The organism is Streptomyces sp. NPDC036822 (assembly GCF_055609145.1).
In genome coordinates this window covers 230,972-253,440 of sequence record NZ_JBVJPY010000009.1, presented here as the reverse complement: position 1 = coordinate 253,440, position 22,469 = coordinate 230,972, and the positions used below count along the sequence as shown (strand labels likewise).

The window sequence follows — 22,469 nt, the reverse complement described above, 5'->3', positions numbered from 1 at the left end:
GGTCGCCCCCGGCTCACCCCTGCGGGCCGCCCTCCCGTACGGCGAGCGCCAGGAAGCGGTCGTCCCGGTCCACGTACGTGGTCAGCCGCCAGCCGGAACCGGCGAGGAGGCGGCGGAGGTTCGGCTCCGCGCGCAGGTCGTCCTCGGTGATCCGTCGTCCGTGGCGGGCCGCGAGGGCGGCCCGGCCGATCGGGTGGAAGAGGGCGAGCCGGCCGCCGGGGCGTACGACACGGGCGAGCTCCCGCAGGTCGTCGGCCGGTCGCGCCAGATGGGAGATCAGCCCCGCCCCGAACACCGCGTCGAGGCCGCCGTCGCGCAACGGCAGCCGGGCCACGTCCGCGAGCAGCAGCGCGGCCGCGTCGTCGCGCCCCGCGCGTACCGCCTCGGCGAGCATCTCGGGGGTCAGGTCCGCACCCAGGACCGTCCCTCCGGCACCCACGGCCGCGCGCAGCGCGGGCAGCGCCCGCCCCGTGCCGCATCCCGCGTCGAGCACGGCGTCGCCCGGCCGCAGACCGAGATCGGCGACGGCGGCGGCGTAGGCGGGCCCGTCGTCGGGGAAACGGGCGTCCCAGTCGGCGGCGCGGGCGCCGAAGAACTCCTGGACACGCGTGGGGTCGTCGCTCATGCGTCCATGATCCCCCACCGGGGCGTTCCGTACCGAAGCCCGCACGTTCCGCCCCAGGGGTGAACGTCCTGTGCGCACGTTCGAGCGCGGCACGATCGTTCTGGAACATCTCTACGTCATATTCCATCAGCTTTCGAAATGCGCCCCCAGTGCGCCCCGTTGTGCGGTCTAGCGTCCCTGGGTCATGGGACACCTGGACCACGCCACCTTCGGCTGGCTGACACCCGTACTGTCGTACGCGATGGCCTGCACCGGCGCCGCCCTCGGGCTGCGCTGCACCGTCCGCGCGCTCGACGCCACCGGCCGGTCGCGCCGCAACTGGCTGCTCACCGCCGCGTCCGCGATCGGCACCGGGATCTGGACGATGCACTTCGTCGCGATGCTCGGCTTCGGCGCGACCGGGACGGACATCCGTTACGACGTACCGCTGACCATCCTCAGCCTGCTGATCGCCATGGCCGTCGTCGGGGTCGGCGTCTTCGCCGTCGGCTACGGACGCGACCGGATCCGCTCCCTGCTCGTCGGCGGACTGACCACCGGCGTCGGCGTCGCGAGCATGCACTACATGGGCATGGCCGCGCTGCGCCTGCACGGACAGGTGCGGTACGACCCGCTGCTCGTCGCGCTCTCCGTCGGCATCGCCGTCGTCGCGGCGACGGCGGCGCTGTGGGCGGCCCTCAACATCCACGCGCCCGCCGCCGTCGCGGTCGCGTCCCTGGTCATGGGGGCAGCGGTCAGCAGCATGCACTACACCGGGATGTTCGCCGTCTCCGTCGAGGTGACCCCCTCCGCGGACGCCCTCCCCGGAGCGTCGGCGATGCAGTTCATCTTCCCCCTCGCGGTCGGCCTCGGCTCCTACCTCTTCATCACCTCGGCCTTCGTCGCCCTCTCCCCGACCGCCGGGGAACGCGCCGCGTACGCCTCGGCCGGACGCCTCATCGAGCCGGACGAGAACGCCGTCGACGTGGCGCCCCCCGGCTTCCACCACGATCCCCCGGCCGCCGCGGGTTCACGGGCCTGAGCGCACCGCCCGCCGGCCCCCACCGCGCGCAACAGCGCACACCGCACAGCAGGGCACACCGCACCAGGAAGACGCAGCCGGAACGAGGAGGCCATGCGAACTCCCCGCAGGACCCAGGACACCGACGCGAAGGCGAAGCCGCGCCCGGCGGCGCGTGGGCGCCGCGCGCACGCCGGGCCGCCCGCCCCGGAGCCACCGGAGCGCGTCCCGCACACCGCGCCGCGCGCCCCCCGGCACCCGGCCGGACCGTCCGCCGCACCCGGGTCCCCCGCTCCAGCCGGGAGCTCCGCCTCACCGGGGTCCCCCGCCTCACCCGGATTCCACGCTTCACCCGGGTCCTCCGCCCCGCAGGGGCCCTCCCGGTCGCCGGGCGCGGCCGTCCCGCCCCGGCGGCTCGGTCTGCGCCCCCGTACCGTCCGCGCGAAGATCGTCTCGCTCCTGATGGTCCCCGTCGTGTCGCTGCTCGCCCTCTGGGGATTCGCCACCGTCACCACCGCCCAGGACATCGCCCGGCTGCGCCAGCTCCAGCGGGTCGACGCCGAGATCCGCGCCCCCGTCGCAGCCGCCGTCACCGCCCTCCAGGCCGAGCGCCGCGCCGCCGTCCGGCAGATCGCCGCGCCCGGGACCGGGCGCGCCACCGAACTCAAGGAGAGCGCGGGGCGCACCGACGCCGCTGTGGCCCGGCTCCGCCTGTCCGACGGCCACACCGTCGGCAACACCGGCGACCTCCCGCGCGAGGTCGCCGACCGCATCGGACGGTTCGTCACCAAGGCCGAGGCCCTCGGGCCGCTCCGCACCGCCGCGACCGCGGGCCGTGCCGACTGGGACCGGACGTACGAGGAGTACACAGCGGCGATCTCGGCCGCCTTCGCCGTGGGCGGGGCCCTGAGCGGCATCCAGGACGCCCAGGTCGGATCCGACGCCCGCGTGCTCCTCGAATTCGGCCGCGCGGGCGAGATGCTGGCCCGCGAGGACGCGCTGCTCGGCTCCGCGCACCTCACAGGAGAGTTCACCGCCGCGAGGCTCCGGCAGTTCGCCGGCGCGGTCGACACCCGCCGCACCCTCCTCGAAGCGGCCACCGCCGACCTGCGCGGGCCCGAGCGCGCCGCCTGGCAGCGCCTCGCCGCCCAGCGGGGCCACCAGCAGTTCGTCGCCGCCGAGGACCGGGTCCGCGCGGCCGCCCCGGGACGCAAGGCCGCACAGGCCGTCCCCGCCGTCGGCTGGGACGACGCGGTCGCCGTCGTACGCACCGGACTCGCCGGGATCGAGACCGACGCCCGGCGCGCCGCCGCCGACCGTGCCGACCCGTTCACGGGCGGCGCGCTCTCGGCCGGCGGCGCCGCGGTCCTGCTCGGCCTCGGCGCCGTCGCCGCCTCCCTCGTCATCTCCGTACGCATCGGACGCGCCCTGGTCATCGAACTCATCAGCCTGCGCAACACGGCTCTGGAGATCGCCCGGCGCAAACTCCCCGCCGCCATGCGCCGACTGCGCGCCGGCGAGGACATCGACGTCCAGGCCGAGGCCGCGGCCGGGCCCGCCCCGCAGGACGAGATCGGCCAGGTCGGCGAGGCCCTCACCACCGTCCACCGCGCCGCGCTCTCCGCCGCCGTCGAACGCGCCGAACTCGCCAGCGGGATCTCCGGCGTCTTCGTCAACCTCGCCCGCCGCAGCCAGGTCCTGGTGCACCGTCAGCTCAACCTCCTGGACAGCATGGAGCGCCGGGCCGACGACCCGAACGAACTGGGCGACCTCTTCCGCCTCGACCACCTCACCACCCGGATGCGACGCCACGCCGAAAGCCTGATCATCCTGTCCGGCGCCGCCCCCGGCCGCGCCTGGCGGATGCCGGTCCCGCTCACCAACGTCGTCCGCGCCGCCGTCTCCGAGATCGAGGACTACGCGCGCGTGGAGATGCGCCGCCTGCCCGAGACGGCCGTCGTCGGCGGCGCCGTCGCCGACCTCACCCACCTGCTCGCCGAACTCATCGAGAACGCCGCCCAGTTCTCCCCGCCCCACACCAAGGTGCGGATCAGCGGCGAACCCGTCGGCAACGGCTACGCCCTCGAGATCGAGGACCGGGGCCTCGGCATGGGCAAGGAGACCCTGGCCGAGGCCAACACCAGGATCGAGCAGTCCGAGACCCTCGACCTGTTCGACAGCGACCGGCTCGGCCTGTTCGTCGTCAGCCGGCTCTCCTCCCGTCACGGCATCAAGGTCCATCTGCGGACCTCGCCGTACGGGGGCACGACCGCGGTCGTCCTGCTGCCGACGGATCTCCTCCAGGGCGCGCTCCCGCCGGGCGCGGGGACCCGCACGGCCGGAGCGGAACCGGGCGACGAAGCCTTGGCACCGACACCGACACCGGCGTCGGCACCGGCTCCGTGGCCCGCCGCCGTCCCGCCCCCTCCGGCACACCGCCCGCCGCGCGTCCCCGCTCTCGGGGCGCGGCAGGAGGCCACCGGCGACGACTCGGCGAGGAAGCTCGGCGTCGACCCCGCGCAGGCGCCAGGCGCCGACTCGTCGCCGACGCCGACGGCGGGTGTCACCACCTTGCGCCTGCGCGGCCGTTCGGGCGCCGCCCGGCAGGCGTCCGTGCCGGCCTCGCAGCCGTCCCCGCCGCCCCCGCGCGCGTCCTCCCCGGTCCCGCCGCCTCCGCCGGAGGCCGGCGCCGGGGACGACTCGGGCGACCTGCCGCGCCGGGTCCGTCAGGCGAGTCTCGCTCCGCAGCTGCGAGAGGCGCCCGCGCCGGACCCCCTGCCCGCCCCGGCCGTCCAGGGCGAGCGGGAACGCACCCCCGAACAGGTCAGGGACCGTATGTCCGCCTACCGCGACGGCTGGACGCGCGGCGGCGGCGAGGCCTCCGGCACCAGACGCACCCTCGGAACCGGCTTCGGCAGAGAAGGAGACCAGGAATGATCGACCACGAGAGGCCGTCCCACCATCGGTCCGGTGAACTCGACTGGCTCCTCGACGACCTCGTCTTCCGGGTCCGCGAGGTCCGCCACACCGTCGTCCTGTCCAACGACGGGCTCGCCGTCGGCGCCTCCAGCGGTCTGAGCCGGGAGGACGCGGAGCACCTCGCCGCCATCGCCTCCGGGTTCAACAGCCTCGCCAAGGGGGCGGGCCGGCACTTCCACACCGGCGGCGTGCGCCAGACGATGGTCGAGATGGACGACGGCTTCCTCTTCGTCGCGGCGGCGGGCGACGGTTCGTGCCTGGCCGTCCTCAGCTCGGCGGCCGCCGACATCGGCCTCATCGCGTACGAGATGGCACGCCTCGTGAAGCGGGTCGGCGAGCACCTGCACACCCCGCCGAGACTCACCGTGACCCCACCGGCCGCCGGCTGACCCGGAGACACCCATGAACGAGGACAGCACCGGCCAGGCCCCCGGGCTCGGGTACGGCCCCGGGCTCGGGTACGCCGGTCACGGCTCGGCTCCGGGGCCCCCGGACGGCTCCGGGGACGGCTTCGGGCCCGGGCCTGGATACGGCCGCGGGTACGGCCCCGCTCCGGGCACCGGCTCCGGTAGCGGTGGCGCGGTGGCGCCGGGCAGTCACTGGTACGACGCCGACGCCGGACCGCTCGTACGGCCCTACGCCATGACCGGCGGCCGCACCAAGCCGGGCCCCAGCAACGTCCGGTTCGACCTCATCGCGCTGGTCGTCGTCGACGACGATCCGCCCGGCGGGGCCGAGGAATCGCTCCTCGGCCCCGAGCACCGGGCCCTGCTCTCCCTGTGCCGGGCCGAGACCCAGTCCGTGGCGGAACTGGCCGCCGACGCCGACCTCCCCGTCGGCGTGGTCCGGGTCCTCCTCGGCGACCTCCTCGAAGCGGGCTTCGTCAAGGTCAGCAGGCCCGTACCGCCCGCACAGCTGCCCGACGAACGGATCCTGAGGGAAGTCATCGATGGCCTACGAGCGCTCTGACAGCACCGGCGAGGACGGCGACGTGGACAGCACGTCCCTCGCGTTGAAGATCCTGGTCGCCGGCGGATTCGGCGTCGGCAAGACGACCCTGGTGGGCGCGGTCAGCGAGATCCGCCCCCTGCGGACGGAGGAACGGCTCAGCCGGGCGGGGGAGTCCGTGGACGACACGGGGGGCGTCCACCAGAAGACCACCACGACCGTGGCCATGGACTTCGGCCGGATCACGATCCGCTCCGGCCTCTCCCTGTACCTCTTCGGCACGCCGGGGCAGGACCGCTTCTGGTTCCTCTGGGACGAGCTGTCCCAGGGCGCGCTCGGCGCGGTCGTGCTCGCCGACACCCGGCGCCTGGAGGACTGCTTCCCGGCCGTGGACTACTTCGAGCACCGCAAGATCCCGTTCGTGGTCGCCGTGAACTGCTTCGTCGGAGCCCGCAACTACGGTGCCCACGAGGTCTCGCGCGCACTGGACCTCGACCGGGGCACGCCGGTGGTGCTCTGCGACGCGCGGGACCGCGACTCGGGGAAGGAGGTGCTGATCAGGCTGGTCGAGTACGCGGGCAGGATGCACACCGCCCGCCTCCTGGATTCGGTCGGGTGAGCGGTCGCCCGCGGCGCGCACGGCCCGAGGGGTGCTTGCCCTGTCCACGACAGTGCGTAAGGCTTGCTCACGACACGCGGACCACGGGGACTACGGGTCGACGGGGACGCGCACACAGGGGGAGGACCGCATGGCGCTGGACAAGGGACTGGACTGGCTCCTGGACGACTTGACCCAGCGGGTCGGGTACATACGGCACGCGCTGGTCCTGTCGAACGACGGGCTGGTCACCGGCGCGAGCAGCGAGCTCGAGCGGGAGGACGCCGAGCATCTGGCCGCCGTCTCCTCGGGCCTGCACAGCCTGGCCCGGGGCTCGGGGCGCCACTTCAAGGCCGGCCGTGCCCGGCAGACGATGGTGGAGTTCGACGACGCGCTGCTCTTCGTGACGGCGGCGGGCGAGGGCAGCTGCCTGTGCGTGCTGAGCGCCGCCGAGGCCGATGTCGGGCAGGTGGCGTACGAGATGACGTTGCTGGTCAACCGAGTCGGTGAGCACCTCGCCGTCGCCGCGCGGCAACCGGGCCGGGCGGGTTTCGCCGAACTCTGACCGGCGTCGCCCTCCGTGCTCCACCGGTGCGCGGAGGTGGGTCCGGGCCAAGTTGTCCACAGGCCCGGGCGGAGCCGGTCACCACGAGCTACGGTCGTCACCGAGAGTATTTGCCACTCACGGGGGAGATCGTCATGACGGTGGAGGACAGCGCGCGCACGCTGGCACTGGGGCGGGCCGCGCAGGAGCTGGAACTGCGGCGCGAGGAGTTCCGGCTCGCGCTGCAACTGGGCCTGGTCCGCACGGTTCCGGCCGCCGGATCCGGCGCCCCTGCCGGTGACGGCACGGTCGGCACGCGCGGCCCCCTCGGCGCGCGGGGTGCGCGGCGGCGGGTGGACCGGCGGGAGATCGACCGGCTCCGCGCCGCACCGGACTTTCCGCGCGGCCTGCGTGAGCGGGTGCGGGCGGTCGGGACGGCGGAGGCGGCCGCACTCCTCTCCGTGACACCGGACCGCTTCACCAAGCTCGCCAGGACGGGGCACTTCAGTCCGGTGCGGTTCTATCTGAACCGCTATCGGGCCGTGGTGTGGCTGTACCTCGCCGGTGAGCTGGGCGAGTTCGCCCTGGCCCACCGGGAACTGCTCACGGGCAGGCTTCCGCAGGCCGTCCGCGAAAGGTTCGAGGCGGGGGAGGACCACCGCCCGCGCAACTGGCGGGCGAGAAGGCTGGGCCTGCTGCTGAGGTCGACCGAGGACCCCTGGGAGCGGGCGGCGGCGATCGCCTCGCTCCTCGACCCCGTCCAGCTCGCCGAGGTCGTTGACGACCCCTACGAACGCGCGTATCTGGACAGGCTGCGTCCCGAGCCGCCGTCCGGCCGCACCGAATCCGCTGCCGCCCTGGAGATCACGGACCGGCTGCTCCTCGCGGACGACCCCGACGAGATCCTCTGGCACCGGCTCAGTCTGGTCCTCGCTCTCGACGAGGCCCGAGAGCAGCGACAGGCCCCCCGCCCCGACCGGGGAGCGCGTCCCCTCCCGGCGCTCGCGCCGCCCGGCCGGACCCTGCGAGCGCCGTCGTCCTCGGGACCTGCGTCGTCCTCGCGCCCTGCCTCACCCTCGCGTCCGGCGGCGCTCCCGCGTCCGGCCCGCCGCCGGACGGCGCGCGGGCTCCTCGACCGCTTGTGGCGCCGGAAGGAGACGTGCGCGAGCGGACCCGGCACCGCGCCGCCCCCGGACCGGCCCGGCACCGCGTCCGACCACGGCCCCGGCACCGCACCCCGGAACCGACCCCGCACCGCGTCCAAGAACAGGCCGGGGACCACCCCTCGGGACCGGTCCGGCTCACCGTCCGCGGACCGGCCCGGCGGGCGGGCCCGCCCGCCGGCGGCGGAGGGCGGGCGGGTGGCGGGAAGCGGTGGCTGAGCGGAAGTCCGAGGTGCGGAGGCGGGGTGGCGCGGGCACGATGACCGCATGCTGCTGGCCCGACTCGCCGACGCCTCCCACCAGGTGGCCGCCACCTCCGCCCGCTCGCGGAAGATCGCGGTCCTGGCCGAGCTGTTCTCCGAGGCCGTGCCCGAGGAAAGCCCGCTGGTGATCGCCTATCTCTCCGGGAGGCTCCCGCAGGGCCGCATCGGAGTCGGCTGGAGCGTGCTGAAGAACGCGGCCCCGCCCTCCGTGCCGCCCGCTCCGGAGCCCACGCTCACCCTCGCCGGCACCGATGCCGTCATGGCCGCGCTCGCCGCCGTCTCCGGCGCCGGGTCGCAGGCGCGGCGGGCCGCCCTCCTCCACGAGCTGATGGCCGCCGCCACCCTGCCCGAGCAGGAGTTCCTGATCCGGCTGCTCTCCGGGGAGGTGCGCCAAGGGGCTCTCGACGCCATCGCGCTCGAAGGCGTCGCCCGGGCCGCGACCGTGCCCTCCGCCGACCTCCGGCGCGCGGTGATGCTCGAAGGGTCCCTTCCCCGCGTGGCCAAGGCCGTCCTCGCGGAGGGTCCGGCGGCCCTGGACGCCTTCGCGCTGCGGGTCGGTGTCCCGGTCCAGCCGATGCTCGCGCACACCGCCGCGTCCGTCACCGAGGCGGTCGCCGCTCTTGGCGCCTGTGTGGTCGAGGAGAAGCTCGACGGCATCCGCGTCCAGGTGCACCGTCAGGGTGACGACGTGCGCGTCTTCACCCGCTCCCTGGACGACATGACCGACCGGCTGCCCGAGGTCGTCGCCCTGGCCCGTGAGACGTCCGCCGACCCCTTCATCCTGGACGGCGAGGTCATCGCCCTCGACCCCGCCACCGGCCGCCCCCTGGCCTTCCAGGACATCGCCTCTCGCGTCGGCTCCCGCGTCGACGTCGCCACCGCCCACGCCACGCTGCCCCTCTCACCGGTCTTCTTCGACGTCCTCGCCGCCGACGGCGAGGTCCTCATCGACCATCCCGGTCACGAACGCCACGAGGTCCTCGCCCGGATCCTCCCCGAGCCCCTGCGGGTGCGCCGTACCGTCGTGGCCGACCCCGCCGCCCCCGACCGGGTCGAGGCGGCCGAGCGGTTCTTCGCCGACACCCTGGGCCGTGGCCACGAGGGAGTGCTCGTGAAAGCGCTGGACGCCCCCTATGTGGCCGGGCGCCGCGGCCGTACGTGGCTGAAGGTGAAGCCCGTCCACACGCTCGACCTCGTCGTCCTCGCGGCGGAATGGGGCCACGGGCGTCGCACCGGACTGCTCTCCAACCTCCACCTCGGGGCCCGGGCCGCCGACGGCACGTTCGTGATGCTCGGCAAGACCTTCAAGGGCCTCACCGACGAGATGCTCCGACGGCAGACCGAGATCCTGCGTGAGCTGGCGATCGAGGACGACGGGTTCACCGTACGGGTCCGGCCGGAACTGGTCGTCGAGATCGCCTACGACGGCCTGCAGCGCTCCACCCGCTACCCCGCCGGGGTCACCCTGCGCTTCGCCCGGGTCCTGCGCCATCGTCCCGACAAGCCGGCCTCCCAGGCCGACACGATCGAGCAGGTCACCGGCGCCGCCTGACGGGGGACACCCCGACCGCCCTCACGGCCCCCACCCGCCCCTACCGCGCTGGGCGGCCCCCTGATCCGCCCGTCACTGGCCCCCACCGTCACCGTCGTCGTTGCGGTTGGTGTACCGATGGCGCACCCAGAGCGGAAGGACGTACCAGCTGAGCAGGTACCAGGCGACCAGGCCGCCGACCAGCCAGGGGACGTAAGCGGCTCCCGTCGCGACCCGCAGGATCAGGGTCAGCGCCGAGGCCAGGGTCGCGAGCAGCAGGAGCAGCCCCACGGCCGTCAGACGCGAGGCCCACACCACGGCCTGCGGTTTGATCCGGCGTCCCGCCACCAGACGGTGGAACGACACCGGCCCGATGAGCGCGCCGGTCGCCGCCGCGCCCAGGGAGACGGTGATGATGTAGATGGTCCGGTCGGCCGCCGGAAGCTCCGGGAACCGGGCGGTGAAGACCACGGTGAGAAGGAAGCCGAAGAGGATCTGGACGCCCGTCTGGGCCACCCGGATCTCCTGCATCAACTCGCCCCACCGCCGGTCTGCGCGTTCCTCCGGCGTCTCGTGGCGCCCCCGCACCAGACCGTCCCCTCCACCCGTTTGCCCTGGATCCGCACGGCTGGACACGGGACCTCCCGTCTTCGTTCCTCTGTCGCGGGTAACCGGCCGCACCGACGTTCAACCCCAGGAGGGCCGACGAATGAGACCGGGCCGTGCCGCGTCCTTTCTGGTGCCCGTGGCGGTGGCCGTCGCCCTGCTGGGCGGTTGCTCGGTCCCGGAGGAGCGCACCGACGCGGTCAGCGCCACGGCGGAGCGGTTCGCGCGAAGCGCCGCCGCGCACGAGATGGCCGCCGCCTGCGCCCTGCTCGCGCCGACCGTGCGTGAGGAACTGGCCGACGATCCCGGCCCGACCTGCGCCGACGGGCTCACCGACGCGGATCTGCCGTTCGACGGAGCCGTTCGCTCCACCGCCGTCTACGGCCGCCACGCACAGGTGGTCCTCGACGGGGACACGTACTTCCTCGCCTCCTCCGCGGGGGGCTGGCGGGTCACCGCGGCCGGCTGCACGCCGGAGTCCGACCGGCAGCAGCACACGGGCGCGCACGCCCGGGACGACTCGCCCCGGTGGGCAGCGGTCGGCGGGCTGCGCCAGGCGCTCTACTCCCGGTCCCTCGGCGCGCTGATGCTCCTGATCTTCCTGGGCTCCTGGTTCGCCCAGTCGGTGGCAGGCGCCGCCGCCGAGAGCGAGGAGCGGCTCGGTTCCCTCCAAGATCCGCTGCCGTGGACGGAGTACCTCGGGCCGCCCGACTTCTGGAGCCGTACGCTGCAGAACTGGCAGTCCGAGCTGCTCGCGGTCGGCTCGATGGCGATCTTCGCCGTCTTCCTGCGCCAGCGGGGCTCTCCCGAGTCCAAGCCGGTCGGCGCGTCGCACGGGGCGACCGGAGTCGAAGGCTGAGGGCCGTCCCGTACATGCTCTTCCGGTCATCTCGGGCGGACCGGGCCGACCGTGCGGCCCGCCGGCCGTCGGCCCCCGAGATCCGCCGGACAGCAGCCCGCCCGCAGTCGTCACCGGCTGCGTGCCTTCGCAACCTGACGGCCGTCAGGGGCTGATGATCAGCCCCACCGTCGCCAAGGCGCCGCCCGCGAGGCCCAGGAGCGCCATGCGCTGGGCGCTGCGAACGTAGCCCTGGCGGCGCTTGCGCTCCCTGCGGACCGCGACCTTCGTCCCCAGGTGTACCCGCCTGCTGTCCCGCGGGTCGAAGACGAGGGGGTAGCTCTGTCCGACGACATGGGCGTGGCCCACGTTCGCACCCTTCTGGTGCCGGCCGGAGCCTTCCGGGGACTGCCACTCGTAGACAGCGCTCGCGTAACCCTTGGTGCCGAACGGCACCAGGCTCACCAGCTCCGCTCGCACCTCGACGCCGGATTCGTACAGCTCCGTCATCTTCTTGAGCTCCGCTCCTTCGCCTTTGATCAGCATCAGGCCGAAGAAGCAGAAGGCCGCGGACGCGAGGACGGCAAGGAGGAGCACGGTCATCACCAGGTTCACAGACGGACGGTACGGCACCACGGGTTCCATCCGAAAGCCCCGCAGACTCTTCACCAGCAGGGACTTCGCCACTTACGATCACGCGCATGTCGATCTCTTCGCCCGTCCCCGTCCTTCGTGGCGACAGGGGCATCGAACTCCGCTCCACCGGTGAGGAGCTGCTGCTGCGGCGTCCGGACGCCGAGCTGCGCATACCGTTCGCCGCGATCGCCCGGGTCCACGCCGAACGGCGCGACATCCTCCTGGAGCTGACCGCTCCGGCGGGAGTCGATCCGACGGTGTACCGCGTCGGCGACGTCAGCGCGGCCGCGGCAGGCGTCTTCGCCGACGCCGTGAACGCCGCTCTGCCGGAACGGACCGCGGACGAGGAGACAGTCGACGGCTCCACGCTGGTCGTGATCCAAAGCCTTGTCATCGGTGACGAGGGCGAGGACGAAGCGGACGAGAACGTGGTCGACGTCGGATTGCCCTCCCACGGCATCCGGCTGATGTACACCGGCTGCGCGGTCATCGCAGCCCTGGCCGTCGTCGTCGGTGTGCTGGACGGGGACTGGAGTCGGGCCATCGCGACGCTGCTGCTCGGGACGACGGGCACGGCCTGCTCCTACTTCGTCGTGATGCTGTTCGCGATGGTGTGGCGGGACTGGTACCTGCCCCGCTACGGCATCACTGTGGAGGGGCGGCAGGTGTTCCGGGAGGACGACGGCCACACCGTCCACGCGTTCTCGGCCACCGACGGCGTGACCCGCTACATCCCCGGCCATGACAAGGGGAAGACCGTTCGGATCGCCTACCACCCGCAGAACCCGGCATACGCCGTTGTCTGCCCTCCGACAGGCGACAGGGTGCTCTGGCTCGTCGTTTCCACGGTCGCCGCCGTCATCGCGGGGTTCATGAACTACGGGACGTACCGGCTCGTGCTCCCCGCCTTCACAGGCTGATCCTCGCCCTGCCTGCAGCCGTAAACGCTCCCACGCTGCTCTCCCGGGGTGGGTCAGCCCGGCTTGACCGCCAGCGTCGCGAAATAGTTCGACATGTAGGGAGCGGATGCGTTGGACTGGTGCGGCGCTTCCGCGAACCCGGTGAGAACGAACCCCGCGGCGAGTTGCCCGCCGATCTGGTCGGTGAGGGTGTGGCTGTACTCAAGAGGGGCATCCGCGCCGAACTTCGTGGCGCGTTCCTCGGCGGAGTAATGCGTGACATCGCTGTAGGGCAGCTTGTGCACGACGATCAGCTCGCCGCGCTCGTCGAGCGCCTCATGGTCGAACAAGTACGCATCAGGATTGAGGAAGCCCACGAGCAGGGTTCCGCCCGGTCGCAGGACGCGAGAACACTCACGCCACACCGGCGCCAAGTCCGGTACGAACACGTTGGAGACCGGATGGAAGACGACGTCGAACGCCGCGTCGGCGAAGGCGCTGAGGTCGCGCATGTCTCCGAGTACGGTGCGCAGCTCGAGTCCGTCGCGCGCCGCCACCATCCGGTCCTGGTCGAGCTGGCGGGGTGAGTTGTCGAAGACGGTGACCCGCGCCCCTGCGGCGGCGAGGATCGGACCCTGCTGGCCACCGCCGGAGGCCAGGCACAGCACGTCCTTGCCGGTCAGGTCCGTCGGCAGCCAGGAGCGGTCGACTGGCTCACGCCCCATGAGAACAACCGACCAGTCGCCCATGCGGGCGCGTTCGACATCCGAAGAGCTCACCGGCCTCGACCACTCGTTGCCCTCTTGGACACACCTGTCCCAGGCTGCCCGATTGTGGGCGACAGGGTCGACAGCACTGTCCTGCACGTTCAACCTCCTGCTACAGCCTGGCGGACACCTGCGGTACTGACACGTCGGTGCCGCTAGCCAACACGAGGGAAGGGCGAGGGCTCAACCGAATTGGTGGTATTCAGGTGTCCACGCGCTCGACGGTGGTCGCGCAGCGGGAGCGCAAGCGGCCGGTTGCCGGGGTTGCGCGGGCAAGGGCCGCACGGTGACCACCACGCGGTGGCCCGGAGGCCGTCGACGGCACAGCGCTTGAGGAGCGTCGCTCGGATCGTGCCGGGCGGGCCTCGCGGGAAGCGCGGGCGCGAGGGATGCTGGAAGCGTGGCACGACGAGCGATCCGGCGGGGCGCGAGGAGATGAGCGACGTGTACGACACCCACATCGACACCGACGTCACCGTGCAGCTGAGCGACTGCTCCCGGGAGGACGCCCAGGTGGTGTTCCGCGTCCTGGACGGCGTCTACGAACTCGAGGACCTGACCGTGCCTGGGTCGTCCTCGGCGGTCCCCGCCCCCACGGTCTGGACGGCCACCTTCGACACCGCCGCCGGGCGCCGCCAGGAGGCCCGGCCGGTGCCGCTGAGTGGGATGGTCGAAGCCGTACTGACCGGCGGCTATCACGCCGTCGACGAGGTGCGGAAGACACTCGCGGCCGGCTTCGACCTCAAGTCGTCGGACTCCGCCTCGGGTGACCAGGAGACCGAGGCCAGGCTCCTCCTCGCCTCCCGCTGACCCACCCACCGGCCCCCGTCGGACGACCGGTCGGTGACCGCACCCCGGGCGGAGCGGACGGGCGCCGGCGCCGCCCGGGGCTACCCGCATGCCGCGATACGAGTGCGCCACCCCCCTATGCACCACGTGTATACACCCTGTGTAGAGTGCTCCGCGAACCACTCCGAACCGCCCCTGACCAGGCGGGAGTGGAGACCGAGGACATCGACACGGGGAAGCGGGTTGCAGCATGTTCCGAACCGGACCGGGCAAGCGCCGGGGGCCGGCCGTCGCGATTCTCGCGGCGGCCTCGCTGATTCTCACGCTCGGCGGCTGCGGGGTGGACCCGGTCTCCCCCCGGGAGGCGCGTGGCAAGGCCGCCGGCACGGACGCCAAGGGGGGCTCGTCCGCGGGTGGCGCGGTCGACTGCGCCGCGGTGAAGTGCATCGCCCTGACCTTCGACGCCGGGCCGGGCAAGGACACGCCGCGCCTGCTCGACATCCTCCGCGAGGAGAAGGTGCCCGCGACCTTCTTCCTGCTCGGCAAGAAGCACGTCGACCGCTATCCCGAGGTCGTCAGGCGTATCGCGGACGAAGGCCACGAGGTCGCCAACCACACCTGGACCCACCGCGTCCTGACCGACCTCGACGCCGACGAGGTCCGCGACGAACTGTCCCGCACCCAGAACGCGATAGAGAAGATCACCGGCCGGAAGCCCACCCTGATGCGGCCGCCGCAGGGGCGCACCGACGACACGGTCTCCGAGGTGAGCCGCGAGCTGGGCCTCGCCCAGATCCTGTGGAGCGTCACGGCCAAGGACTACGCCACCACCGATTCGGCGCTCATACGGCAGCGGACCGTCGACGGCGCCGAGGGCGACGGCATCATCCTGCTGCACGACATCTACGACGGCACGGTTCCCGCCGTACCCGGGATCATCGGCGATCTGAAGCGGAAGGGCTTCACCTTCGTGACCGTCCCCCAGCTCCTGGCGCCCGCCAGGGCCGAGCCCGGGACCGTCTACCGTCCGTAGATCGGGCCCGCACCACCCCGGTGAGCCGTATCACACCCTTCATCCGAAGTCCCCGGAACAACGGCAGAAGGTTCACCGTTCATACATATGTGACGGCAAGGGGTCCGGTCCCCGAGTCCCCCCTCGAGGTGACCGCTCTTCGTCCGTCACGGCAGTCGGCCCCGGTTGGAATCCCCCGTCCTACCGGGGCTCTGTCGTTCCCGCTCCCGGCGCTCCGAGCCCCTCGTCGAATCTCCCGGCTCAGGCTCCGCTCGGAGGGCTCGCGCGCGGCGCGCACTCCGGCTCTTTGCACCCCTTCGGGTGACGCTCCGCATGCCGGCCACGCGGCCGGGAAATGATCGCCACGGCCCGCGACGATCACGCTCGCGGCTCCACTGACCAGGCACGGAGCACGGGGGGACGGTCATGTTCGACAAGCCTGCGCGCGCTCGCCGCGGGTATGGGAGCGTGCTCGCCGCGCTTCTGCTCACGGGGTGCGCCACCGTCGCCGGCGGGCCTCCGCTCCCGACCGGCGCCACGGCGCAGGACACCCTCCTCAGGACCGCCGGAACGCTCCCTGGTCGACCGCTGTCTCGACGGCCAGGGCCTCACCCTGGCGGCCCGGCCGCGGACGCGCGCCGAGGACGGCCGGCTCCAGGCGGCCCTCTTCGGCACCGGTCCGCGCGAGCTGTCCGTCACCCTCGCCACCGGCCAGACCGTCACCGCCCACAGCGACGGCTGCCTCGCCGCCGCCCGGAGCGCCCTCTACGGCGACCAGGCCGCATGGTTCCGCGCCCAGGTGACCGTCGACAACCTGCGGGCCGAGGCCCAGGCCCGGATGAAGACCGACCCCGCCCACCGCGACGCGCTGGACCGCTGGACCCGCTGCGCCACGCCACCCGGCCGCCCGCGCCCCGAACGCCCCGACCCCGCCGTCGCCGCCCGGTGCGAGCGCGAGAGCGGACTGGCCGACGTCAGGGCCCGGCTGGAACCCGTCGAGCTGGCGAAGGCGCGCGACCTGCGCCGGGACCAGCTCGCCGCCTACCGGCAGCTGCGCACCCGCGCACTGCAACGGGCAGCGGAGCTGTCCGTACGCACCACCGCACAGAAAGGTGAAGACGCCTCATGAAGCGCATTCTCGCCACCACCGCCGCGGCTCTGCTCGCCCTCACGGGCGGCCTGGCCCTCGCGGGCCCGGCCCAGGGGGCCGACTGCCCGAGCGGGCACTTCTGCGTCTGGCAGGAGGCCGACTTCGGCGGCCAGCGGGCCAACTGGAGCGGAGACGACGGGTGGTGGGAGAGCTGGGTCGCCGACACCGACTCCTCCTGGGCCAACCACGGCATCACCGGCCCCGGCGTCAAGGACCACGTCCGCGTCTACGAGAACGCCTGGCAGGGCGGCGCCATGACGATCTGTCTGGCCCCGGGCCAGGAGGTCGGCTACCAAGGCGCCGCCAACGACCGCGGCGACTCCCACACCTGGGCGATGAGCTGCTGACGTCAGGCCCCGGGCCCGCCCCCGCCCCACGCGGGCGCGGACGGGCCTGGGACCCGCCCCCCCTCGGCCGCGCCGCCTCCGCCCTCGCCGCGTAGAGCGCGGCGGACACGGACGGAAAGGAGCGGAGACGCGACCGTGGCGCCGCGCGTCAGGACGTCCGGGCGCCGAGCGCCGCCAGCGCACGGTCCGCGTGCGCGCTCATCCGCAGCTCGCTGCGGACGACCTCCAGGATCCGGCGGTCCTGGTCGATCACGAACGTGACGCGCTTCGTCGGGGCGAGCGAGAATCCGCGCGTCACCCCGAAACGGTCGCGTATCGCGCCCTTCGGGTCCGACAGCAGCGGGTACCCGAGGGAGTGGCGGTCGGCGAACTCCTGCTGCCGCTCGACCGGATCGGAGCTGATGCCGACGGGCGTGGCGCCCACGGCCCGGAACTCCCCGGCGAGGTCGCGGAAGTGGCACGCCTCGGCGGTACAGCCCGGCGTGAGAGCCGCCGGATAGAAGAAGAGGACGACCGGGCCCTCGGCGAGCAGCCCGGTCAGTGAACGGGACTGTCCCGTTTCGTCCGGAAGAGTGAAGTCCTCCACGAGGTCACCGACGTTCATCAGGCCCAGCCCCTTGTCCGCCACCGGTCCGTCCGGTCGCCGACCGGTGACGTTACCGCTGCCGTACGGCGCGGCGCTCCTCCAGGACGGCCAGGACCCGCTCGCCCCAGCGCAGGTTCTCCTCCTCGAAGGCGCGGCCCCGCATGAGCGTGAGGTACGGTCCGATCCGTTCGGCCTCGCGCAGGTACGTCTCCTCGTCCCGGCCGTCGAGGAGCCATTCCCGCGTCCGGTCGTAGCGCGCGAGCTTGCCGCGTGCCCACTCCATCCGTTCCTCGACGAAGCCCCGGATCGCGTCCGTGTCGCCCTCGTCGCACGCCTGCACCTGCACCATCAGCTCGTCGCGGATGGCGGTCGGGCGTGGAGCGGCGGCCGTGTAGGCGACGAGGTCCGCCCGGCCGGCCTCGGTGAGCGTGAACATGCGCTTGTTGGGACGCCGTTCCTGCTGCACGACGCGGGCGGCGATCAGACCGGCGTCGGCGAGCCGGTCCAGCTCGCGGTAGAGCTGCTGCGGGGTCGCCGCCCAGAAGTTGGCGACCGACACGTCGAAGAGTTTGGCCAGGTCGTACCCGGATGCCTCGCCCTCCAGAAGGGCGGCGAGGACGGCGTGCTTGAGGGACATCCGGCCACGCTAGCAGTCGGTTGAATAGTTCCTTCCACACCTATTCAACGGGTTCCTCCCGGCCTTCGCCGGTCGCGCGTTCCCCCGCACGCTACGCCCGCGCCCCCGAGAGCGTGCGCGACCCCGCATTGCGCGAAATCCTGGTTCCACGGGAGAACCCCGCGGGAGCGTCTCGGTGGAGGAGGTCGAGGGACTGGTGACGGCGGCGCTGCGGCCTGCCGGAGCCGGACTCGGTGAGCAGTGCGCCCCGAGCGCTTGTCGCGCTCGCCGCCCGAAGCATGGGAGCAGACCTCGATGGACAGCAACGCGTTCGTCTACACCACGTACCTCCGTACCACCCCCGACGAGCTCTGGCAGGCACTGACGGACCCGGCTCTCACCCGCCGGTACTGGGGGGTGGCCTTCGAGACGGACTGGACCGCCGGCGCGCCGATGGTCTGGGACGAGGGGGGCCGCAGCACCGCCGATCCCGAACAGATCGTCCTCGCGGCCGAACCCGGCCGGCTCCTCTCGTACACCTGGCACACCTTCACGCCGGAGTGGGCCGAGGCGGTCGGCATCGGCGAGGAGGTGTACGGCAGGCTCGCCAAGGAGCGCCGGTCGAAGGTGACCTTCGCCATCGAGCCGGCCGGGGACATCGTCAAGCTCACCGTCGTGCACGACGACCTGGAGCCCGACGGCATGATCAGGGAACTGATCGGCGAAGGCTGGCCGGCGCTGCTCTCCAGCCTCAAGTCGCTCCTCGAAACGGGCGAGGAGCTGCCGGAACCGCCCCGCTGACCGGCGCCCGCCCGAGTCGCGGCGCGCGGGCCGGAAAGCCCCCGCCCGGTCAGGACGGGGGCCTCCGTCTCACGGTGCCGTCCGGCACCCCACGTACGGGCGCCGGGACCGGCTTCAGCGGTACTCGACGGTCAGGGTCACCGGCGTGTCCTTGTTGAGGAAGAGGTACGCGGTCGTGGGCGGGGCCGTCTCGAAGCGCAGCCGCATCTGGGTCGTGCCGGTGCGGTCCAGCGCGGCCAGCGAGGCCGCCGACAGGTCCGTCGACGACGCGCCGCCGGAGGTGAAGGGGGCTATCCCCGCCCCGCCCGGCACCGTCGGCGTCGCCGACCAGTCCGCGGCCTCGACGGCACAGGCGCCGAAACAGCCCGACCGCACGTCCACCAGCAGCCGGTTGCCCGCCGGCGAGGACCAGGGATCGCCCGATCCGCTGCTGCGGTTCACCGTGAGGTACGCCCGGATGATCTCCTTGCCGGCCGGGATCCGCGAGGTGTCGAAGGAGAGCAGCGTCCGGTTCACCTTGCCGTCCGTGCCGCGGCCGAGCGCCAGGCCGTAGGTGTCCTCCAGTGCCCCGACCGCGGGACCGGTCCCGTCCGCCGCGGCCTTGACGTAGCCGTCCTGCGCGTCCGTGCTCGGCAGGGTCATCCGGTTCGCCTCGGGCGGGGGAGTGGAGCCGCGCAGCGCCCGGACCATGCCCATGATCGCCTCGATCTGCTTGCCGCCGTGCCGCCCGTAGGCGGAGTCGCCGAGGTAACCCCACCAGTTCCAGCAGCCGTTCGGGTTCTCCAGGGTCGTGGTGGCGATGGCCTGCGGATAGAGCACGATCATGTCGTTGGTGTCGGCGTACTCGTTCAGATAGGCGGTCTCGATGAACCGCGTCCCGAAGCCCTGGTAGCCGTGGCCCTGCTTGCATCCGTGCAGCGCCACCATCAGCGTGCAGGTGGCCCCGGAGGCGCACGACGTCGGGACGTAGACGAAGCCGTTGTCGTCCAGGGACAGGGGTGCGGCCGACCCGCCCGGAGCGTAGGCGTTCTGGTCGAACCGGATCAGCGAGCCGCCCGGGGTGGCGCTCGGCGCCGCCGCCGCGCGGCCCAGCAGATGGCCCAGCAGTTCGCCCTCGGCGTCGATCCCGCAGTCGTTGACCCACGGATTCTGCGTGACCGTGCAGGAGTTGGGCCCGAGCGGGCTGATCCAGGCGTGCCCGGCGGCGGTGGCGCGGTTGTACCGCACGCGGGCGCCGAAACGGCCGTAGTAGTCGGCCAGCGCGTCCGCCACCGGCCGCTTCACGGTCGCGTCGCCCGAGCCGCTGAAGACGTAGACCGGGTCACCGGAGAGGTTCGACACGGGGTCGACGAGTCCGGCCGACGACCAGTCCCGGGTGGTCTGTTCCAGCTTCGCGAGCTGGAGGTCCTGCGTGGTGTTCATAGAGGCGTTGAGGGCCGTCGCCAGCGTGTTCTGGGCGCAGTGGTACGGGCCGGAGGCGAAGGCCGCCGAGCCGCTGAACGTACCCGAGTAGGCCACGTGGAGCTGCGTGGCCATGTAGCCGCCGGAGGAGATCCCGGCGCTGTGGACGGCGCCGACAACGTACGGCCGCAGCCGGCCGGGCACGGGCACGGGGGCCGCGGCCGCCACGGGAGCGACGGCGGGTGTCGCGGAGGCGGTCGCCGCGGTCGTGGCCGTGGGCGACAGGAAGGGGAGGAGGAAGGAGAGGAGGAGGACGGCGGCCGACAGCGGCAAGGCGGCTGCCGGCCGGCGCGGAAGGCGTCGGCGCGTGGTGCGGGACGGTCGCATGGAGACTCCCGGGCGGCTCGTTCATGTCGGGTTGATGGCCGGGAGGTTAGGGGCGTCGCGCGTCCGGCTCCTATGGGCCGGGCCGACACAAGGACCCGGGTCCGCTATGGCGGCCCCCGACCTGGCAGTCCCCGATCCCGAGCCACGACCGGCCTGCGACGATGAGCCCATGAGCCACGACGTGAACGACGGGACCAGGGACCGGCTGCTGGCCGAGGCGGTCGGGCTGCGCGAGCGGGGCGAGCGGGAGGAGGCACGGTCCCGGCTCCTCGCCCTCGCCGCGCGCCACCCCGAGGACCCGGAGGTCGCCTACCAGACCGCCTGGGCGCACGACGTCCTCGGCCTGGAGGCCGAAGCCGTCCCCTTCTACGAGCGGGCCCTGGACGAGACGGCCGCCACCCGGCTGGGGGAGGAGGACCGGCGCGGCGCACTCCTCGGTCTCGGCAGCACCTACCGCGTTCTCGGCCGCTACGGACAGGCAGTCGCGACCCTGCGCCGCGCCACCGGGGAGTTCCCGGACGACGCCGCGCTGCGCACCTTCCTGGCGATGGCCCTGTTCAACACCGGGCAGCACGAGGAGTCCACCCGGCTCCTGCTGGGCGTGATCGCGGCCACCAGCGACGATCCGTACGTACGCCGGTACCGTCCGGCCATCGAGTACTACGCCGGGAACCTCGACGAGACGGTCTGAGACCGTGCCGATCGTCCCGCGGTCAGTCGTTGACCGCGGTGAGCAGGACCACCGCGTCCTCCAGGGCGACGAGCCCGTGCCGCTCCTTGGGGATCATCTGCAGCTCGCCCGCCGCCAGCTCCTCCGACCGGCCGGCCGCCGTCAGCTTCACCCGTCCGCGCAGCACCTGAAGGCTCGCGGCGGGCGGGGCGTTGTGCTCGTCGAGACCCGTTCCCGACGTCAGGGCGATGACACTCTGCCGGAGTACTCCGTCGTGGACCACCCGATGGGCACTGCGGCCGTGGGCGTCGGAGCGTGCCTTGGCCAGATGCTCCTCGACCAGGGTCGCGAGGTCGACAGCTGCGGACTCGTGCATCGTTTCTCCCTGCGGGGGCGCGGGCGCGGGGTTGCGCCTCCCAGCCTCGCGCGTGTCCCGGGGAACGCAACTCGGGGCGCCGGGCGGCGACGGGCCCCGGCCCCGGAGCGGGCCGGGAACCGAGCCGGGAGAAGGCTGCGTCCGACGATGAACGAGATCGTTCATGAGTGCGAAGGAACCCGAGATGACCGGCACAGCCACCCGCTACCTCTACCTCGTCCGGCACGGCGAGGCATCGCCGGACGAGAGCGGGCTGACCGACGGCGGTCGCCGGCAAGCCACCCTGCTCGGCCGCCGTCTCCGGGACGTGCCCCTCGCGGCCGTTCACCACGGTCCGCTGCCCCGCGCGGAGCAGACCGCGCGTCTCATCGGTGCCGAGCTGGACGACGTCCCCCTGCTCGTCTCGGACGTCGCCGGCGACTACGTCCCCCACCTGCCCGAGCGCGAGGAGCTTCCGGCGGACTCGGCGGACCTCTTCCTCCGCTTTCTCGCGGGTGCCACGGAGGAGGAGCGGGAGCGCGGGCCCGCGCTGGCACGGAAGGCGCTGGACCTGTTCACCGGGCCGGTGGACGGTGAAGAGGACCGGCACGAACTCGTCGTCACCCACAACTTCCTGGTCGCCTGGCTCGTCAGGGACGCGATGCACGCGCCGAAGTGGCGCTGGCTCGGGCTCGACCACGGCAACGCCGCCCTGACGGTCATCCGGTACGCGCCCGGGCGGCCCGCCTGCGTCCTCGTCGCCAACGACATGCGGCACCTGCCCGCAGAGCTGCGCTGGACCGGCTTCCCTCCCGCGTCGCACGTCTGAACGCGGCCGTCCCGGCGCGCCGATCCGCCGGCCAGCCGCTGACCGGCCCTCGACGCCGGCCAACCGCGGGCCCGCCCCCGACGCCGGCCACCCGCACCGACGTGCCCGGACGCCTGCGCGCCGACCCGT

25 protein-coding genes and 1 pseudogene are annotated in these 22,469 nt (G+C 73.1%); 18 read left to right on the top strand and 8 right to left on the bottom strand.

The features are described from left to right. Positions 1–13: 13 nt before the first annotated feature. Complete coding sequence (locus tag ACZ68P_RS22105) at positions 14–625, bottom strand: class I SAM-dependent methyltransferase (RefSeq protein ID WP_471008676.1); 612 nt, start codon at positions 623–625, stop codon at positions 14–16. Between the two features lie 184 nt (positions 626–809). Between ACZ68P_RS22105 and ACZ68P_RS22100 the strand changes: the two genes are divergently transcribed. The 8 genes from ACZ68P_RS22100 to ACZ68P_RS22065 all read left to right on the top strand — a co-directional run bounded on the left by ACZ68P_RS22100 (position 810) and on the right by ACZ68P_RS22065 (position 9,672). Next, positions 810–1,646, top strand: a complete 837-nt coding sequence (locus tag ACZ68P_RS22100; protein WP_471008674.1) for an MHYT domain-containing protein — start codon at positions 810–812, stop codon at positions 1,644–1,646. A 93-nt stretch (positions 1,647–1,739) separates the two neighbouring features. Further along, positions 1,740–4,562 (top strand): sensor histidine kinase, encoded by a 2,823-nt coding sequence (locus ACZ68P_RS22095; protein WP_471008672.1) that lies wholly within the window; start codon positions 1,740–1,742, stop codon positions 4,560–4,562. Continuing rightward, complete coding sequence (locus ACZ68P_RS22090; protein WP_471008670.1) at positions 4,559–4,993, top strand: roadblock/LC7 domain-containing protein; 435 nt, start codon at positions 4,559–4,561, stop codon at positions 4,991–4,993. The genes ACZ68P_RS22095 and ACZ68P_RS22090 overlap by 4 nt, the downstream gene beginning before the upstream one ends. A gap of 193 nt (positions 4,994–5,186) precedes the next feature. Continuing rightward, positions 5,187–5,573, top strand: a complete 387-nt coding sequence (locus ACZ68P_RS22085) for a DUF742 domain-containing protein (RefSeq protein ID WP_471008808.1) — start codon at positions 5,187–5,189, stop codon at positions 5,571–5,573. Further along, positions 5,554–6,171: a GTP-binding protein gene (locus ACZ68P_RS22080; protein WP_471008667.1), complete on the top strand. Its 618-nt coding sequence runs from the start codon at positions 5,554–5,556 to the stop codon at positions 6,169–6,171. Before ACZ68P_RS22085 ends, ACZ68P_RS22080 begins: the two co-directional genes overlap by 20 nt. Before the next feature lie 130 nt (positions 6,172–6,301). Next, on the top strand, positions 6,302–6,715 hold the full coding sequence (locus ACZ68P_RS22075) for a roadblock/LC7 domain-containing protein (RefSeq protein ID WP_365715780.1): 414 nt from the start codon (positions 6,302–6,304) through the stop codon (positions 6,713–6,715). Positions 6,716–6,849: 134 nt separating this feature from the next. Continuing rightward, positions 6,850–8,076, top strand: a complete 1,227-nt coding sequence (locus ACZ68P_RS22070) for a DUF6397 family protein (protein WP_471008665.1) — start codon at positions 6,850–6,852, stop codon at positions 8,074–8,076. A gap of 48 nt (positions 8,077–8,124) precedes the next feature. Then, entirely contained in the window at positions 8,125–9,672 is a 1,548-nt protein-coding gene (locus ACZ68P_RS22065) for an ATP-dependent DNA ligase (RefSeq protein ID WP_471008662.1), read from the top strand. A gap of 72 nt (positions 9,673–9,744) precedes the next feature. Here the strand turns inward: ACZ68P_RS22065 and ACZ68P_RS22060 are convergent, their stop codons facing one another. Continuing rightward, positions 9,745–10,242 carry a DUF6328 family protein gene (locus ACZ68P_RS22060; protein ID WP_471008805.1) on the bottom strand — a complete coding sequence of 166 codons (498 nt, stop codon included), beginning with the start codon at positions 10,240–10,242 and terminating at the stop codon, positions 9,745–9,747. 118 nt (positions 10,243–10,360) lie between these two features. On the opposite strand from ACZ68P_RS22060, the gene ACZ68P_RS22055 reads away from it, so the two are divergent. After that, positions 10,361–11,116 carry a DUF6766 family protein gene (locus tag ACZ68P_RS22055; protein ID WP_471008659.1) on the top strand — a complete coding sequence of 252 codons (756 nt, stop codon included), beginning with the start codon at positions 10,361–10,363 and terminating at the stop codon, positions 11,114–11,116. A 144-nt stretch (positions 11,117–11,260) separates the two neighbouring features. Here ACZ68P_RS22055 and ACZ68P_RS22050 read toward each other — a convergent pair whose 3' ends face one another. Then, complete coding sequence (locus tag ACZ68P_RS22050; RefSeq protein ID WP_471008656.1) at positions 11,261–11,710, bottom strand: hypothetical protein; 450 nt, start codon at positions 11,708–11,710, stop codon at positions 11,261–11,263. 86 nt (positions 11,711–11,796) lie between these two features. Between ACZ68P_RS22050 and ACZ68P_RS22045 the strand changes: the two genes are divergently transcribed. Further along, positions 11,797–12,651 (top strand): DUF3592 domain-containing protein, encoded by an 855-nt coding sequence (locus ACZ68P_RS22045; RefSeq protein ID WP_471008654.1) that lies wholly within the window; start codon positions 11,797–11,799, stop codon positions 12,649–12,651. A 53-nt stretch (positions 12,652–12,704) separates the two neighbouring features. Here ACZ68P_RS22045 and ACZ68P_RS22040 read toward each other — a convergent pair whose 3' ends face one another. Next, a complete protein-coding gene (locus tag ACZ68P_RS22040) occupies positions 12,705–13,496 on the bottom strand; it encodes a class I SAM-dependent methyltransferase (protein WP_471008652.1) in 792 nt (263 codons plus the stop codon). Positions 13,497–13,832: 336 nt separating this feature from the next. On the opposite strand from ACZ68P_RS22040, the gene ACZ68P_RS22035 reads away from it, so the two are divergent. The 4 genes from ACZ68P_RS22035 (at position 13,833) to ACZ68P_RS22020 (ending at position 16,695) form a co-directional block, all read left to right on the top strand. Continuing rightward, a complete protein-coding gene (locus tag ACZ68P_RS22035) occupies positions 13,833–14,207 on the top strand; it encodes a hypothetical protein (protein WP_471008650.1) in 375 nt (124 codons plus the stop codon). Between the two features lie 229 nt (positions 14,208–14,436). Next, the gene (locus ACZ68P_RS22030) at positions 14,437–15,219 is read left to right on the top strand and encodes a polysaccharide deacetylase family protein (RefSeq protein WP_471008648.1); all 783 of its coding nucleotides are present in this window, start codon (positions 14,437–14,439) and stop codon (positions 15,217–15,219) included. Between the two features lie 439 nt (positions 15,220–15,658). Next, positions 15,659–16,327, top strand: coding sequence for a hypothetical protein (locus tag ACZ68P_RS22025; protein WP_471008646.1), 669 nt, complete (start codon positions 15,659–15,661; stop codon positions 16,325–16,327). Next, positions 16,324–16,695 carry a peptidase inhibitor family I36 protein gene (locus tag ACZ68P_RS22020; RefSeq protein ID WP_471008643.1) on the top strand — a complete coding sequence of 124 codons (372 nt, stop codon included), beginning with the start codon at positions 16,324–16,326 and terminating at the stop codon, positions 16,693–16,695. The genes ACZ68P_RS22025 and ACZ68P_RS22020 overlap by 4 nt, the downstream gene beginning before the upstream one ends. Positions 16,696–16,843: 148 nt before the next feature. On the opposite strand, the gene ACZ68P_RS22015 is transcribed toward ACZ68P_RS22020, so the two are convergent. Beyond that, positions 16,844–17,299: a peroxiredoxin gene (locus tag ACZ68P_RS22015; RefSeq protein WP_471008641.1), complete on the bottom strand. Its 456-nt coding sequence runs from the start codon at positions 17,297–17,299 to the stop codon at positions 16,844–16,846. Between the two features lie 52 nt (positions 17,300–17,351). After that, the gene (locus ACZ68P_RS22010; RefSeq protein ID WP_471008638.1) at positions 17,352–17,918 is read right to left on the bottom strand and encodes a PadR family transcriptional regulator; all 567 of its coding nucleotides are present in this window, start codon (positions 17,916–17,918) and stop codon (positions 17,352–17,354) included. A 77-nt stretch (positions 17,919–17,995) separates the two neighbouring features. Between ACZ68P_RS22010 and ACZ68P_RS22005 the strand changes: the two are divergent. After that, positions 17,996–18,076 (top strand): annotated as a pseudogene (locus tag ACZ68P_RS22005) (TetR family transcriptional regulator); the annotation flags it as partial. A gap of 136 nt (positions 18,077–18,212) precedes the next feature. Continuing rightward, on the top strand, positions 18,213–18,698 hold the full coding sequence (locus ACZ68P_RS22000) for an SRPBCC family protein (RefSeq protein ID WP_471008635.1): 486 nt from the start codon (positions 18,213–18,215) through the stop codon (positions 18,696–18,698). 114 nt (positions 18,699–18,812) lie between these two features. On the opposite strand, the gene ACZ68P_RS21995 is transcribed toward ACZ68P_RS22000, so the two are convergent. Further along, on the bottom strand, positions 18,813–20,486 hold the full coding sequence (locus ACZ68P_RS21995; RefSeq protein ID WP_471008632.1) for an extracellular catalytic domain type 2 short-chain-length polyhydroxyalkanoate depolymerase: 1,674 nt from the start codon (positions 20,484–20,486) through the stop codon (positions 18,813–18,815). Between the two features lie 169 nt (positions 20,487–20,655). Here ACZ68P_RS21995 and ACZ68P_RS21990 point away from each other — a divergent pair, with 169 nt between their 5' ends. Next, positions 20,656–21,177, top strand: coding sequence for a tetratricopeptide repeat protein (locus tag ACZ68P_RS21990; RefSeq protein ID WP_471008631.1), 522 nt, complete (start codon positions 20,656–20,658; stop codon positions 21,175–21,177). A 22-nt stretch (positions 21,178–21,199) separates the two neighbouring features. Here the strand turns inward: ACZ68P_RS21990 and ACZ68P_RS21985 are convergent, their stop codons facing one another. After that, the gene (locus ACZ68P_RS21985; protein ID WP_365714051.1) at positions 21,200–21,532 is read right to left on the bottom strand and encodes a cupin domain-containing protein; all 333 of its coding nucleotides are present in this window, start codon (positions 21,530–21,532) and stop codon (positions 21,200–21,202) included. 184 nt (positions 21,533–21,716) lie between these two features. On the opposite strand from ACZ68P_RS21985, the gene ACZ68P_RS21980 reads away from it, so the two are divergent. Next, positions 21,717–22,340: a histidine phosphatase family protein gene (locus tag ACZ68P_RS21980; RefSeq protein ID WP_471008629.1), complete on the top strand. Its 624-nt coding sequence runs from the start codon at positions 21,717–21,719 to the stop codon at positions 22,338–22,340. Positions 22,341–22,469 lie beyond the last annotated feature (129 nt).